Raw genomic sequence first — 14,661 nt, forward strand, 5'->3', positions numbered from 1 at the left:
AATAAAGACAGTCAGGTGGTGACTATCCCTGGCTGGCGAAGTGAACGCCAGAGTGCGGAGAATAAGATGAAATTTGTAGATGAAGCGGTAATCCGGGTGGATGCAGGTGATGGCGGCAACGGTACTGTCAGCTTCCGCCGTGAAAAATATGTCCCCAAAGGTGGGCCTGATGGCGGTGACGGCGGTGACGGCGGTGATGTATACCTGCTGGCCGATGAAAACCTCAACACGCTGATCGATTACCGTTTCGAACGTTTTCATGCAGCTGAGCGCGGCGAAAACGGCCGCGGCGGTAACTGTACCGGTAAGCGAGGCGATGACCAGGTACTGTCTGTCCCTGTGGGTACGCGTGCCGTGGACGAAGAAACCGGTGAAGTGATCGCCGATCTGACCCAGCACGGTATGAAGATCATGGTAGCCAAAGGTGGTTTCCACGGTTTGGGTAACACCCGGTTCAAGTCCTCGGTCAACCGTGCGCCACGTCAGAAGACTATGGGCACCAAAGGTGAGATTCGTCACCTGCGTCTGGAGCTGCTGCTGCTGGCGGATGTCGGCATGCTGGGTTTGCCGAATGCCGGTAAATCGACCTTTATCCGCGCTGTATCGGCCGCTAAGCCAAAAGTGGCGGATTATCCGTTTACTACCTTAGTGCCTAGCCTGGGTGTGGTACGGGTCGATAGCGAGCGCAGTTTCGTGGTCGCTGATATTCCCGGTCTGATCGAAGGTGCTGCCGACGGTGCCGGCCTGGGTATTCGCTTCCTGAAACACCTGGAGCGTTGCCGTGTGCTGCTGCACATGATCGATCTGCTGCCGGCAGACGGCTCGGATCCGGTGGAAAACGCTTTCACTATCCTCAATGAGCTGGAGCAGTACAGCGAGAAGCTGGTGAACAAGCCGCGTTGGATCATCTTTAACAAAGTTGATCTGCTGCAGGAAGAGGAAGCTCAGGCGAAGATCCAGGAAGTGCTGGAAGCACTGGCATGGGATGAGAAGTACTTCTGTATTTCTGCGCTGAACCGTACCGGTATCAAGCCATTGACCTATGAGCTGATGGATTTGATTGACTCCATTCCTCAGGCTCTGATTGAAGAAGACGAAACCGAAGAAACCAAAGTCGATTTCAAGTGGGACGATTACCACGAGCAGCAGCTGAAGAAAAGTGCTGCGAAAAGTGATGACGATGACGACGATGACGACTGGGATGATTGGAACGAAGACGATTACGACGTCGAAATCATTTACAAGCCGTAACTGGCCGTCTGATGTGAAAAACCGCTCTTTGGAGCGGTTTTTTTGTGCCTCATCAAATTGGTCTTTCTCATAGCGGAGATAATGATCAACAGAAAAGCTCTGAGGGAGTCAAGATGCAGCCGGTTACAGTTAAAATGGAACGGGAGATTGCCCGGATAGTCGCTCAGGTTGGTCAGCGGCTGTTACAGCATGGCGCGGAATCTGCGGTGGTGGTGGATGTCAGCCAGCGTGTCGGCCTGGCACTGGGGGGGGATGAGGTCAACATTGCATTGACCGCCAATGCCATTGTGGTCACTGTGCATGTGGAAGATCATTGTCTGACGACCACGCGCCGCTGCCGGGATCATGGGATCAATATGGCGATTGTTACCCGGATCCATCATCTGTGCATCATGGCGGAAAAGGGGCTGCTGGATCCTGCGGCCATGACGAAGCGTCTGTTAGCCCTTCAGCCCCAGCGCTATCCGCCGCTGCTGGTGATCCTGATGATCGGCCTGTCCTGTGCCGCATTCTGTCTTCTGGCCGGCGGCGATCTGACGGTGGCCCTGATTACCTTGTTCGCCGCATCTGCCGCCATGGCGCTGCGTCTGATGATGGCGCATCATCATTTCAATCCGCTGCTGACTTTTGCTGCTGCCGCGTTTGTCGCGACGGCTGTCTCCGCGTCTGCCCCTTTGTTCGAGCTGGGTAATCAGCCCTTTCTGGCGATGGCATCGTCGGTATTATTGCTGGTGCCGGGGTTTCCGCTGATTAATGCTGTCGCCGATATGGTGTCAGGTTTCGTGAATCTGGGTATTTCCCGCTGGGTGATGGCCAGTCTGCTGACCTTGTCGACCAGCCTGGGCATAGTGGCGGCGATGAACCTGTTTAATGTCTGGGGGTGGCTGACATGACGTTCTGGCAATGGCTGTACACACTGTCTGCAGATATGATGCTGGCCGCGATTCCGGCTGTCGGGTTTGCTATGGTATTTAATGTGCCGGTCAGGGCGTTGAAGTACTGCGCCATGGCGGGGGCGCTCGGTCACGGTTGCCGTTTTGTGCTTATGCATCAGGGCATGCCGATTGAATGGGCGAGCTTCTTAGCCGCTTTGCTGGTCGGGATAACAGGAATTATCGGGTCGCGCCGGCTGCTGGCGCCACCTCATGTGTTCACCGTGGCGGCCGTGATCCCCATGGTGCCCGGTGTTTATGCTTTTAAGACCATGATTGCGCTGGTGGATCTCAATCAGCATGGTTTTTCTCCTGAGATCTGGCAGCGTATGGCCGAAAACGGGATCACCGCAGCCTTTACCGTGGCAGCGCTGGCCATAGGACTGGCAATGCCCGGCTTAATGTTTTATCGTCGCCGACCAGTGATTTAAAAGGGAGTCGACGTGTGAAGATCAGTATGGTTGCCGCCATGGCAAAAGATCGTGTGATTGGCAAAGACAACGCCATGCCCTGGCACTTGCCAGCCGATTTTGCCTGGTTTAAAAAAGTCACCATGGGCAAACCTGTTGTCATGGGACGCAAAACGTTTGAATCCATTGGCCGGCCTTTGCCGGGACGCCACAATATTGTGATCAGCCGTAACCCGGACTTTGCCGCCGACGGCGTGACGGTGGTGGCCGATCTCCCTGCTGCTCAGGTGGCTGCAGGGCAGGTCGATGAATTGATGATCATAGGTGGCGGCAGCGTGTACGCAGAATGTCTGCCGGTCGCAGACTGTCTCTATCTGACCTTTATCGATCTCAGTGTCGAGGGAGATACTTGCTTCCCGGACTGGGGAGACGGCTGGCGGCAGACGCACAGCGAGCACTACGCGGCCGATGAGAAAAATGCCCACCACATGGAATTTGTGATACTGGAGCGCCAGTAAACCTGCCTGCCGCTGTTTTTTTGCTTCCGGTTTTAGCCGTTACCATGCCAACAGTTGGCATGGTAACGTGTGCCAGCTAGCCGGCCATCGGCGATAAGGCCAGCGATCCCCCTAATAACATCAGTATGCTGCCAATGGTTCGGTTAATCGGCCCTTGTTTGCTCAACATTTTATGTCTCAGTGCTTGCTGGGAGAAGAACAAGGCAACCAGGCTGAACCAGATCCAGTGCGCCAGAGACATGAATAAGCCATAGCCGCTTTGCAGCAAGAGTGAGGTGTCCGGACTGACAATCTGGGTGAAAGTGCTCAGCACAAAAAGCGTGGTTTTGGGGTTCAGGGCATTGGTCAGTAATCCTTGTCTGAACGAAGCAAAGCCGGATAAAACCGCGATATTGTCAGTGGCCAGCGTGAGTTCAGTCTTGCTGCGCAGAGTACAGAAACCGATGTAAACCAGATACAAAGCCCCGACATACTTGATGACGGTGAACAGGGCTGGGGAGGTGGCGATAAGAACCCCTACCCCCAGCATGGTGTAGCCCACATGGATGAGCACCCCCAGCGCAATGCCCAGCGCGGCATACAGACCCGCACGACGACCGTGCAGATAGCTGTTTCGTGTCACCATTGCAAAATCAGCGCCCGGGCTGATCACCGCGAGAATTGTAATTAACGCGACAGCAAAAAGTTCGGCCATGTGTATATTTCCCTGAATAATGATGAGTAACGGATGGATGAATTGGTTACTATTGTTGATGAAATACAACCCATTGAATATTGATAAGTTGTCATCGAAATCCATGCGAAAAAGTCATCGATTATGAATCTGCCATCGTTAAATACATTGCGGGTGTTTGAAGCTGCAGCCCGTCATCAGAGCCTGGTAAAAGCCGCGGATGAATTGTGTGTGACCCAGTCAGCGGTGAGCCGTCAGATCAAGCAATTGGAGAGTGCCCTTGGCGTCATTTTGTTTGAGCGACGTAACCGCGGGATCTTTTTGACCTCAGAGGGACAGAAGCTCAAAACAGCTTGCCATGAAATGCTGTCGATTCTGAAAAACACCCTCAGAGAGTTGAAAGCGGAGGAAAGCCAGTCGCCTCTGGTGATTTCCTGTGAACCGACCATCATGATGAAATGGCTGATCCCCCGACTGGCTGATTTCAAGGCCGCCCATCCTGATATTCAGCTGCACCTTAACGCATCGGGTGGTCCGATCGACTTTGTGAAAAGCCAAACGGATGTCGCCATTCGTCGCAATGACTTCAGTTGGAAGCAGGGTTATCATGCCGAGCCGATAGGCCCTGAGTATGTCGGGCCCGTGGTGCTGGCTGAGCAGCATGCGCAAGGAGAGGCGTTGACTTCGCCGACCACTCTGCTGCATACCAAAAGCCGGCCTGCGGCCTGGGCTGACTGGCAGCATCAGGCTAACCAGGCGGTGAATGTGGCAGAAGATGTCTGGTTCGAGCATTTCTATATCATGCTGGAAGCGGTTCAGGCAGGCGGTGGCTACGGGTTAAGTTCGGTGTATATGGTGGGTAACGACATCAGACATCGCCGTCTGGTCGCCCCTGCCGGCTTTATTGCGGACGGCTCATCTTACTATCTGTTATCACCTATCGCGATCGAGGCCGATAACAGGGTGGTAGCACTGCTCAACTGGTTACGTCAGGAAATGACGGCAACCCGTCAGGCGGTCTTCGCGGCTCTCAAGGGTTAAGCGGCGAGCTGAGCACTGAGTGCGCGGAGAAAAAAAACTGGCCCTGTCAGAGCCTGTCTTGCTTAAACCATTGCTGGTCTTCCCAGCGCAGCATAGTGAGCTGATGGCCCCAGACACACCCGGTGTCCAGTCCGATAGCATTTTCATCCTGATAACCCATCAGTGAGGCCCAGTGGCCGAAAATAATGGTTTTTCCCAGCGGCTGCGAGCGCGCAAACTGGAACCAGGGCAGCAGATGCTCGGTGCCCGGTTCGCCCGGTGGCTGCTTGCAATGCATCTCCAGCCGGCCATCGGGATACAGATAGCGCATCCGGGTCAGCGCGTTGATGGTGTAGCGTAACCGATCCAGTCCCGCCAATGCAGGATCCCACTGTTCAGGCTCATTACCGTACATATTGCTCAGCAGCCATTGCTGCTGCTCGCTTTGTAACATGGCCTCGACGTCACGTGCACAGCGGCGGGCATCGTCGAGTTGCCATTGTGGCGGGATGCCGGCATGGACCATGACAACAGGGTGTGTGGGGTGTTCGGCCAGCAGAGGCTGGCGGCTGAGCCAATCGAGTAATGCTTCACCGTCGCTGGCCTGCAAAATCTGATCAATCCGATCTTTCTGCTTGGCCTTGCCTATGCCCCGGGCCACGGCCAGTAAGTGCAAATCGTGGTTACCCAGCACGCAGGTGGCACTGTTACCCAGTGATTTCACCAGACGCAGGGTGGCCAGAGAATCCGGCCCGCGGGCAACCAGATCGCCGGCCAGCCAGAGTTCATCGTGCTGTTCACTGAAGCCTGCACGCTCGAGAAGCGTGCAGAGTTCGCGGTAACAGCCCTGAATATCACCGACCAGATAGGTTGCCATGATCGACCCTGTTTAGTGAAGAATATTGGGGATAGCCAAACGGAAAGGCACGATTTCGGCATTGAACTCATTACCATTGTCGTCAATCATGACGTAATGGCCTTCCATCACACCCAGTGGCGTTTCTATGATGGTGCCGCTGGTATAGGTGTATTCATCATTGGGGGCTATGGTAGGTTGTTCACCGACGACACCTTCACCTTCAACTACCAGCTTCTTGCCATTGGCATCTGTGATCAGCCAGCGGCGGCGAAGCAGTTGTGCGTTGCCCTGGCCCAGGTTGCAAATGGTAATGGTGTACGAAAAGACGTAGCGGTTCTGCTCAGGCTCAGACTGATCATCAATGTAATGGGTGATGACCCGGCATTTGATGGTAGGGGTAACTTTGTTGTTCACCTTGCTGCTTCCTTTCTGATACGACAATGCCTTTGTGCAAGGCAGTTGCCGGGCGCCATGGCCCGGCATATTACTTAGTGGCTGTGGTTGGCATCCAGCCAGTTAGCCATAGACACAAACTGTTCAAGTGTCAGGTTTTCCGGACGCGAGCCAGGGTTAATGCCCAAGCTTTCCAGCGTGTCCACATCCATGATGGCTTTAAAGCAGTTACGCACCGTTTTACGGCGCTGGTTAAAGCCATCCCGGCAAACACGGTCCAGCCATTTCAGGTTAGTACAAGGATGCGGTAATGTTTCATACGGCGCCAGTCGAACCACAGCAGAATCTACTTTAGGTGCGGGTTTGAAGGCGCTGGGCGGCACTTCAAGCACTGGCATCACTTTGCAGTAATATTGTGCCATCACGGTCAGGCGGCCATAGGCTTTGGTGCCCGGGCCGGCAGCCAGACGATTGACCACTTCTTTTTGCAACATGAAATGCATATCTTCAATATGCTGATGGAAACTGAACAGGTGGAACATCAGCGGCGTTGAAATGTTGTAAGGCAGGTTGCCAAAAATCCGCAGTTTGTTGTTTTCCCTGATCAGCTGAGTGAAGTCGAAACGCATGGCATCGCCTTCATGGATAGTCAGCTTACCAGACAGATCCGGGTGATTGCGTAACCGCTCGGCCAGATCGCGGTCAAGTTCAATCACCGTAAATTTATCGACTTGTTTACCGACTGGCTCGGTCAGAGCGCCCAAACCAGGACCGATTTCAACCAGATTCTGGCCCGGTCTCGGGTTAATTGAGGCGACAATGTTGTCGATGATGTATTCGTCGTGCAAGAAGTTCTGGCCAAAGCGCTTACGGGCGCGGTGGCCTAAATGGACCTGATCACTGCTCATTGTTTTTTATCTACCATTTCGATGGCGTGGGTAAGCGCTGTCCAGAGGCTCCCTGTGTCCGCCTGTCCGGTACCGGCGAGTTCCAATGCGGTACCATGATCAACTGATGTTCGGATAAAAGGTAATCCCAGAGTGATATTGACGGCATTACCGAATCCTTTGAATTTCAGCACTGGCAGACCCTGATCGTGGTACATTGCCAGTACGGCATCGGCTTCGGCCAGGTACTTATCCTGGAAAATCGTATCGGCTGGCAGCGGGCCAACCAGATCCATACCGTCCTGCTCTCTCAGAACATTCAAGGCCGGAGTGATCACTTCGATCTCTTCACGGCCCAAGTGGCCATCTTCACCGGCATGCGGGTTGAGGCCACAAACATAAATTTTCGGTTGTTTGATGCCAAACTTGCTGATCAGATCGGCATGCAGCACCCGAATCACCTGATGAATACGATCTTCAGTCACCGCTTTGGCCACATAAGCCAGCGGAATGTGGGTGGTTACCAGCGCCACACGCAACCCTTCGGTTGCCAGCATCATCACCACTTGGTTGGATTGTGCCTGCTGGGCGAAAAATTCTGTGTGTCCGCTGAATGATACGCCCGCACGGTTAATGATGCCCTTATGCACCGGCCCGGTGACCAGTGCGGCAAATTCGCCGTCCATATTGCCTTCGGCAGCACGGCGGAGGGTGTCCAGCACATAATGTCCGTTGTGCTCGTCAAGCTGGCCTGGGGTCACACTGGCTTTCAGTTGGTGGCTGTCCACCACCAGAGTGCCTGCACGATGTGGCTGAGCCGGACGGCTTGGATCATAGCTGATGATTTCCAGCGGTAAGCCCAGCAGGGCCGCACGTTCTGCCATAAGTTCGGCGTTGGCACAAACTACCAGCTCGTGCGGCCACGGCTGTTGTGCCAGCGCCACGACGAGATCCGGGCCAATACCCGCCGGTTCTCCCGGCGTGATGGCAATACGTTTAACCTTGTTCATCATCAAATCCTGGTTGTTCTATATAGGCGCCGGCCCGCAGTTCCTGCAGCCACGCCTGGGCTTCCTCGTTAAATTTACGGCTGAAGAGAATCCGGTAAGCACGGTTCTTCGCGGCCGCATCGGTGCGGTCAACCTGACGGCGATCCAGCACTTCCACAATATGCCAGCCGTGTACCGTCTGGAACGGTTCACTGATGGTGCCTGCAGGCAGGGTTTCAACCTGCTGTTTGAATTCAGGGACGTAAATATCTGGCGTCTGCCAGCCCAGTTCACCGCCATTGGCCGCAGAGCCCGGATCGGCACTCAGTGCCTGGGCTGCATCAGCAAAGCTGCGCTGACCGGCGATAATGTCCTGGCGAACCTGCTCGAGCTGTTTCTTCGCTCCTTCATCGCTAAGGATGACAGAAGTTTTCAGCAGGATGTGGCGGGCATTGATTTCAGTGACTGAGACAGTCTCCTGGCCTTTCACATCATTGATTTTGAGAATGTGGTAACCCACACCGCTGCGGAATGGCCCTATGATAGCACCTTTCCCCTGACCTTGGATCTGATCGGCAAAGATAGTCGGCATTTCTTCCGGGCTCATCCAGCCCCAGGCACCCCCCTGCAGAGCTTTGGGACCATTTGACGCACTGTAGGCCAGGTTGGTGAAATCAGCCCCCTGATTCAATTGCGCCAGCAGTTCGTTGGCTTTGCGCTCGGCCGTCTGGCGCTCAGACTGACTGGCACCTTCGCCCAGGCGGATCAGGATATGGCTGACATTGTATTGCACGCTTTCCTGCTGCTGCTGGCCCAGTTGGGTCACCAGGCTGTCCACTTCCTGCGGCAGAATGTTGATCCGGCGGCGCACCATAATGGTACGGGCTTCGCTGGCAGTCAGGTCACGGCGGATTTGTTCGCGGAAAATCGGGTAGCTGATGCCACCGGCTGCCAGCTCCTGCTGCAGATGGGCCACGGACATGTTTTGCTCGGCTGCAATCTGGCTGATCGCCTGATCCAGGCGGTTGTCATCAATACGGATACCAAATTGTTCTGCCTGTTGCAGCTGCAGGGTTTCCATGATGAGCTTTTCCATCACCTGATTGACCAGAATGCTGTCATCCGGCAGAGGCTGGCCCTGACGCGCCGCATTGAGGTGGACGGTTTTCAGCATCGCATCGACGTCGCTTTGCAGGATAACGCTGTCGTTAACAATAGTGACCACTTTGTCCAGTGGCTGCAGGGCGGCCAGTGAACCGGTTGTCAGGCCCAGAAGAGTCAGGCCGAGAATAAAAGACTTCCACATTTTCATATCCGTATCCAGGGCGCTTCAATGCGCGGTTGGTTAGGGCGGGCCTTGGCCCGGCCTGTTAATTGTTCAGGTAGAAAGGTCGTCCGTATGCAATGGCATTGCCACTGGCTGACGACGCGCCGACGGCGGAAACCCCTGCCAGGCCAAGTAGTGAGAACGAGATACTGAAGTTCTGTTCGTACTCAACCGGCTGGGTGTTGACGTTGCTGCGCGCCACCATGTACTGGTTGTAGCCCAGCGTGATCATCCAGCAGTCGGAGCGGTAATTGAGTGAGACCTGGCCTTCCACCATCTGGTTTTCCGTTACATCGTGGTAGTAATCCCCCCGTACACTCAGTCCGGCGTGAATCGGGAATCCGGTTGAGAAGCCAATCTGAGAAATACCTTCTTGGGTGTAATTATCTATCTGGTTGTTATCCGGCAGGCTCTGCTGGATGTATTCTTTTGACACGTAGCGGTAGTTCAGCTGGCTGAACAGGCCGCCTTCGCGGTATTCCAGTGCGGCGTTGGCAAACTGCATGTCTCTTTCACTGGCATCATATTGCAGGCCGCCGTGAAAGAAGAGCCAGTCATTAAAGTTGAAATCAGACTCAAACGCCGAGGCCGAATAATTCGGCTGAGATTCGCCTTCTTCCTGCAAATTCCGGCCGGAATCGTTGAGGTAGAAAATCTGGCCAAAGGCGAGGTTGAAGCGCTCTTTCAGATTATTGTCGAAAAAGCGGGTGGTGGCACCGACAGTAAACTGGTTGGCGGCGGCAATGCGGTCGACGCTGGAGTAACGGCGATCACGGAACAAACCGTAATAATCGGTTTGCAGGATAGTGGTGTCGTATGAGCCGTAAATGTCGCTCTGTTCCACATCCTTGATGTACAGGTACTGGAGTTGCGGCTCCAGACTCTGGACATAAGCATCACCGAACAGGTCAGTATCCCGCTCGAAATACAAGCCTGTCAGCATTCGCAGACTGGGCACAGTCCGGGACGCTGTTTCTTCCAGATCTTCCAGACCGGCGATTGTGGGATCGAACTCCTGATTGTAGTAGGTGTACATCAGCTTGGCTTCCGTGGTCATTGACCACCAGGGAGTCGCGAACGGCAGCGTCAGAGACGGCTCTAAATGGACACGATCGGCAGATGGTTTCGTCGAATCGTCATTTTCAAACCGGCTGATATGGCTCAGGAAGCCAAAGTCCAGATCATAGCCCAGTTCAGGCTCGTAGTAGTTGAAGGTCAGCTGCGGCATCAAACGGTAGTTGGATGACACACCCGGCGTCAGCGGCTGGAAGTTCCTGACCCGCAAGGTTGAGTTCCACTTTTCTTCCTGATAGGTCACTTCGCCGGTTTGCAGCAGGTTGTTGTCTTCCCGGCGGCCGATCTCTGAATCGACATCCGAGAAATAGGTCACGTCGCTGACCTTGCTGTAATCAATGTTGAACAGCCAGTTATCCTGATACCGGCCGCTGTGGGACCAGTTGTAGGCCCAGCGTGCATCGTCAGTATCGGAGGCTTCATCGCTGCCGAGATATTCCCCTTTCAGGCTGCCTTGTCCCAGATCAGTGAGATAACGGAACTGGCTGTTGAGCTGCAGGCCGCGGTTACTCATGTATTTCGGAGTAAAGGTCAGATCGTAGTTGGGGGCAATATTCCAGTAAAACGGGGTTTCCAGCTCAAAACCGTCACGAGAGCCGTAACTCACGGTTGGATAGAGAAAACCGGTCAGCCGTTCGTCACCAACAGGTACACGCAGGTAAGGCATGTAGAACACCGGCACTTCAAGTATTTCGAACCGGGCGTTATACAGGTCAGCAAACGGTGAATCAGCTTCACGTTCAATGCTGGTGGCAGTAAATTGCCAGCTTTTATCACCGGGCGGGCATGTGGTGTAAGTGCCGTTGCGCAGGCGATAGTAGGTCATGCCCTGCTTTTCAATTTTAGTGGCTTCACCCCGGCCGGCTTCACAGGTCAGGCTATAGACGGCGTTGTTGATTTCTGCATCGTCGGTATCCAGGTTGTTGTGCATGTTGTCAGCATAAACTTCAATGCTGCCATCGTGGAAATACACGTTGCCTTTGGCACTGACAGTATTATTTTGCTGGTTCATGGTGGCGACATCGGCCGCCACTGTCCGGTTGGATTGCCGAACCACCACATCGCCGGAGTAGGTCACACTGGCGTCGCTGTCCGCCTCTGCCTTATCGGCGGTGATTCTGATCGGGGCATTATTGGGATCACCGTCACTGGGATCCGGGGCCAGGCACATGCCTTTGACCAGAGCAAGCTCTTCCTCTGCCGTCGGGCTGGCTTCATTCTCAATGAGGGCATCATTGGCGAAAGCTGACGGGCCATATAAAGCTATGCTGATCATGGTCGCCAATAAGCTGCGAGAAGTGAATGACATTGAGATTTAATTTCCTGTGTTCATGATATAGCGCAAAGGTGTCCAGACCGGCCCTGCCGTCCCCGCAATAAAGGCTGCTATGATAAAGCAATTTCTGCTTATCGGCATCTCTATGGGGCTCTGTAATCATCGGACCGGATAAATTCATTATTGTTTTTTCTGCTATTATGCCGCGAGGTCTTTATCGGACGGCGCTGTGCTTTATGACAGCAAGTCACGCTGACAGACCTATCTCTTTTCGTAAGACTAGACGGCATTCGTGGGCACAATTTAGCAAATTACCAGAGAGTATAACATGCAGGTGTTGGGCAAGATTTTAGGGGCATTTTTTGGTTTCCTTCTTGGTGGACCTATCGGGTTGTTATTAGGCATCTTTTTGGGTCATAAGTTCGATCGGGCGCGTGCCGGTGTTTATCAGGGCGGCAGTTTTGGTCGTTTTAGTCAGGGTCAGGCAGATCAGCATGAACGTCAGGCGGCGTTTTTTCATGCGGCGTTTGCTGTGATGGGTCATATGGCCAAGGCGAAAGGCCGGGTGACCCAGGATGAAATCCGCGTCGCCAGCGCGATTATGGACCGAATGCAGCTGCATGGTGATGCCCGCCGGCTGGCTCAGGAAGCTTTTCGTGACGGCAAATCAGAAGATTTCCCCCTTCAGGAAGTGCTGGCCAGGGTGCGTCAGCAAGGGACGGGGCGGCTTGATTTGTTGCAGTTTTTTCTCGAATTGCAGATCCAGGCCGCGTTTGCCGACGGCAGCCTGCATCCGAAAGAACGCCAGTTACTGTTCGTGATTGGCCGTGCCCTGGGTTTTTCCGATCAGCAGCTGGAAAGGCGGCTGCATATGCAAGAAGCGGCGTTTCGCTTTCAGCAGGGCGGGGGCTTTTATCGCCAGCAGTCACAGCAACAGCAGGGCGGTTTTCGACAGGCACCAACCCGGGATCAGCTCAGTGATGCGTATGAACTGCTGGGCGTCGAACAACAGGCCAGTCCGAAAGATCTGAAACGGGCTTACCGCAAACTGATGAACGAGCACCATCCTGACAAACTGGCGGCCAAAGGTTTACCGCCAGAGATGATGGAGCTGGCAAAGCAGAAAGCCCAGGAACTGACGGCAGCTTACGAGCTGATAAAAAAAGAAAAAGGCTTTAAGTAAGTGGCCAGACCCTCAGACACAGTGCTGAGGGTGGCCGGCGACAAAACCTTCCAGATTGTCGATCAGCTGATTGGCCAGCGCCTGAATGGCCGAGTCCGCTCCCCAGGCCACATGGGGTGTCAGCAGCAGGTTTGGTAACGCTGCGTTTGCCAGCAGCGGGTTAGACTCGTCGGCGGGCTCCTGGGTAAACACATCGCACCCGGCACCGCCCAGGTGGCCGGATCGCAGTGCTTCAACCAGATCCTCTTCGTTAACCAGTCCGCCGCGGCCGGTATTGATCAGCAGGCTGCCGGGCTTCATTTGTGCCAGTTCCGGTGCCGCAATCAAATTGGTTGTTTCCTCACTGAGCGGACAGTGCAGCGTAATTGCATCGGCGGTTTGCAGCACCTGCTCAAAAGGCAGGTAACCGTCGCGGCATGATGCTGCGCCTTTGCGTTCAGCAAATACCACCTTCATGCCAAGGGCTGAGGCCAGTTTAGCGACCGCCTGTCCCAGACTGCCGCTGCCGATCACCCCCAGCGTGCTGCCGGCCACATCGCCAATCGGGTGGCTGAAAAAGCAAAATTGTTTCTTCTCCTGCCAGACGCCGGCCTGAATATCTCTGTGGTACGCGAACAGGTTGCGTTTGAGCGCAAACAGCATGGCAATGACGTGCTCTGGCACCGAGCCGGTGGCATAACCGCGAATGTTACTGACCACTATGCCGTGTCCGCGGCAGTAGTCCAGATCGACATTATTGGTGCCTGTGGCGGCAATCGCGATCATTTTCAGCTGCGGCAACTGACGCAGAGTGTCAGCATTGAGCACGACTTTATTGGTGATGGCTATGGTGGCCTGTTGCAGCCGTTCAGCAACCTGCGCCGAAGAGGTGGTCGGGTATTCCTGCCAGTGGTGCGCAAAGGCCGGGCGGGGCAGGGTGATCTGATGGGGGATGGTATCGCGGTCGAGAAAAACTATCTGGTGCATCACTCTGGCTCCCTGCTGATGCTGTGGTTGATGGCACACAGTAAACACCAGCGGGTGGCAGGCTGCAAGTTGGGCAAACAAGTCTGCCGACTCAGAGGTCGGCAGCTAAGGCCGGTTGTACTTTACAGCGTCCGCTCGGGCGCGTCGGGATAGAATTCGCACGGTGCGAACACATGACGTGCTTCGTTGCTGTAGGGGTGGAAAAAGCTCAGTTCCGCCGCGTGCAGTTGCAGGCGGGGGGCCAGTGCTTTGGCCTGATCGTGGGCATAGAAACCATCGCCCAGGATCGGGTGGCCCAGCGCCAGCATGTGAACGCGAAGCTGATGAGATCGTCCTGTGACCGGGCGCAGTCTGACTAAGCTGCTCTGGCCGTCACTGGCAATCACCTCATAATGGGTCACTGAGGGTTTGCCGTGCTCAAAACAGACTTTCTGCATCGGGCGGTTGGGCCAGTCGCAAATCAGCGGCAGATCTATGGTGCCACTTAGCTGCTCTGGCGTGCCCCAGACCCGGGCGTAATAGACTTTTTCGGTCTGACGATCACGGAACTGGGCTTTGAGGTGCCGTTCGGCATCCTTGTTGAGCGACAGTATGATCAGGCCGGAAGTGGCCATGTCCAGACGATGCACAATCTGCGCTTTGGGATGCTCGGCCAGCACGCGGTTAAACACGCTGTCGGCATGAGCCGGATCGCGGCCGGGATTTGACAGCAAACCGGAAGGCTTGTTGACGGCTATGATATCGCGGTCGACATACAGAACATCCAGCCAGGGATCGGCAGGCGGGTTATAGTCCAGCGGTGGTAAGGGGTTCATGTTCGGGCTATCTCAGGTTGTACGCACAGGCAGCGGCGAAATGGTAACACAGGGCGGCAGGGAGTACCTACCGCCCGGATATTGCCGT

The 14,661-nt window shown here is 54.7% G+C and carries 15 protein-coding genes; 6 read left to right on the plus strand and 9 right to left on the minus strand.

Annotated features, from left to right (window positions below; all coding sequences use genetic code 11):
• Window positions 1-66 precede the first annotated feature (66 nt).
• From cgtA to folA, 4 genes are all read left to right on the plus strand, one after another.
• The gene (gene cgtA, locus L6J37_RS00135; protein ID WP_192015410.1) at window positions 67-1,251 is read left to right on the plus strand and encodes an Obg family GTPase CgtA; all 1,185 of its coding nucleotides are present in this window, start codon (window positions 67-69) and stop codon (window positions 1,249-1,251) included.
• 113 nt (window positions 1,252-1,364) lie between these two features.
• Window positions 1,365-2,144 carry a threonine/serine exporter family protein gene (locus tag L6J37_RS00140; protein WP_237793732.1) on the plus strand — a complete coding sequence of 260 codons (780 nt, stop codon included), beginning with the start codon at window positions 1,365-1,367 and terminating at the stop codon, window positions 2,142-2,144.
• Window positions 2,141-2,614: a threonine/serine exporter family protein gene (locus tag L6J37_RS00145; protein WP_237793733.1), complete on the plus strand. Its 474-nt coding sequence runs from the start codon at window positions 2,141-2,143 to the stop codon at window positions 2,612-2,614. The genes L6J37_RS00140 and L6J37_RS00145 overlap by 4 nt, the downstream gene beginning before the upstream one ends.
• 14 nt (window positions 2,615-2,628) lie before the next feature.
• Window positions 2,629-3,111, plus strand: coding sequence for a type 3 dihydrofolate reductase (gene folA, locus L6J37_RS00150; protein ID WP_192015412.1), 483 nt, complete (start codon window positions 2,629-2,631; stop codon window positions 3,109-3,111).
• A gap of 76 nt (window positions 3,112-3,187) precedes the next feature.
• Here folA and L6J37_RS00155 read toward each other — a convergent pair whose 3' ends face one another.
• Entirely contained in the window at window positions 3,188-3,805 is a 618-nt protein-coding gene (locus tag L6J37_RS00155) for a LysE family transporter (RefSeq protein ID WP_237793734.1), read from the minus strand.
• Between the two features lie 123 nt (window positions 3,806-3,928).
• Here L6J37_RS00155 and L6J37_RS00160 point away from each other — a divergent pair, with 123 nt between their 5' ends.
• Window positions 3,929-4,825: a LysR family transcriptional regulator gene (locus tag L6J37_RS00160; RefSeq protein WP_237793735.1), complete on the plus strand. Its 897-nt coding sequence runs from the start codon at window positions 3,929-3,931 to the stop codon at window positions 4,823-4,825.
• 46 nt (window positions 4,826-4,871) lie between these two features.
• Here L6J37_RS00160 and L6J37_RS00165 read toward each other — a convergent pair whose 3' ends face one another.
• From L6J37_RS00165 to lptD, 6 genes are all read right to left on the minus strand, one after another.
• Window positions 4,872-5,681 carry a symmetrical bis(5'-nucleosyl)-tetraphosphatase gene (locus L6J37_RS00165; RefSeq protein ID WP_192015414.1) on the minus strand — a complete coding sequence of 270 codons (810 nt, stop codon included), beginning with the start codon at window positions 5,679-5,681 and terminating at the stop codon, window positions 4,872-4,874.
• A 12-nt stretch (window positions 5,682-5,693) separates the two neighbouring features.
• Entirely contained in the window at window positions 5,694-6,077 is a 384-nt protein-coding gene (apaG, locus tag L6J37_RS00170; protein ID WP_237793736.1) for a Co2+/Mg2+ efflux protein ApaG, read from the minus strand.
• A gap of 74 nt (window positions 6,078-6,151) precedes the next feature.
• The gene (gene rsmA / locus L6J37_RS00175; RefSeq protein ID WP_218383568.1) at window positions 6,152-6,964 is read right to left on the minus strand and encodes a 16S rRNA (adenine(1518)-N(6)/adenine(1519)-N(6))-dimethyltransferase RsmA; all 813 of its coding nucleotides are present in this window, start codon (window positions 6,962-6,964) and stop codon (window positions 6,152-6,154) included.
• Window positions 6,961-7,953, minus strand: coding sequence for a 4-hydroxythreonine-4-phosphate dehydrogenase PdxA (gene pdxA, locus L6J37_RS00180; protein ID WP_192015417.1), 993 nt, complete (start codon window positions 7,951-7,953; stop codon window positions 6,961-6,963). Before pdxA ends, rsmA begins: the two co-directional genes overlap by 4 nt.
• Window positions 7,940-9,244: a peptidylprolyl isomerase SurA gene (gene surA / locus L6J37_RS00185; RefSeq protein WP_192015418.1), complete on the minus strand. Its 1,305-nt coding sequence runs from the start codon at window positions 9,242-9,244 to the stop codon at window positions 7,940-7,942. The genes pdxA and surA overlap by 14 nt, the downstream gene beginning before the upstream one ends.
• Window positions 9,245-9,302: 58 nt before the next feature.
• The gene (gene lptD / locus L6J37_RS00190) at window positions 9,303-11,642 is read right to left on the minus strand and encodes an LPS assembly protein LptD (RefSeq protein ID WP_192015419.1); all 2,340 of its coding nucleotides are present in this window, start codon (window positions 11,640-11,642) and stop codon (window positions 9,303-9,305) included.
• 295 nt (window positions 11,643-11,937) lie between these two features.
• On the opposite strand from lptD, the gene djlA reads away from it, so the two are divergent.
• Window positions 11,938-12,792: a co-chaperone DjlA gene (gene djlA, locus L6J37_RS00195; protein WP_192015420.1), complete on the plus strand. Its 855-nt coding sequence runs from the start codon at window positions 11,938-11,940 to the stop codon at window positions 12,790-12,792.
• A 12-nt stretch (window positions 12,793-12,804) separates the two neighbouring features.
• Here the strand turns inward: djlA and L6J37_RS00200 are convergent, their stop codons facing one another.
• Window positions 12,805-13,758 carry a D-2-hydroxyacid dehydrogenase gene (locus L6J37_RS00200; RefSeq protein ID WP_237794013.1) on the minus strand — a complete coding sequence of 318 codons (954 nt, stop codon included), beginning with the start codon at window positions 13,756-13,758 and terminating at the stop codon, window positions 12,805-12,807.
• A 122-nt stretch (window positions 13,759-13,880) separates the two neighbouring features.
• On the minus strand, window positions 13,881-14,573 hold the full coding sequence (rluA, locus tag L6J37_RS00205; RefSeq protein WP_218383564.1) for a bifunctional tRNA pseudouridine(32) synthase/23S rRNA pseudouridine(746) synthase RluA: 693 nt from the start codon (window positions 14,571-14,573) through the stop codon (window positions 13,881-13,883).
• Window positions 14,574-14,661 lie beyond the last annotated feature (88 nt).

It is taken from the genome of Photobacterium sp. WH77 (assembly GCF_022014395.1).
Lineage (GTDB): Bacteria > Pseudomonadota > Gammaproteobacteria > Enterobacterales > Vibrionaceae > Photobacterium > Photobacterium arenosum.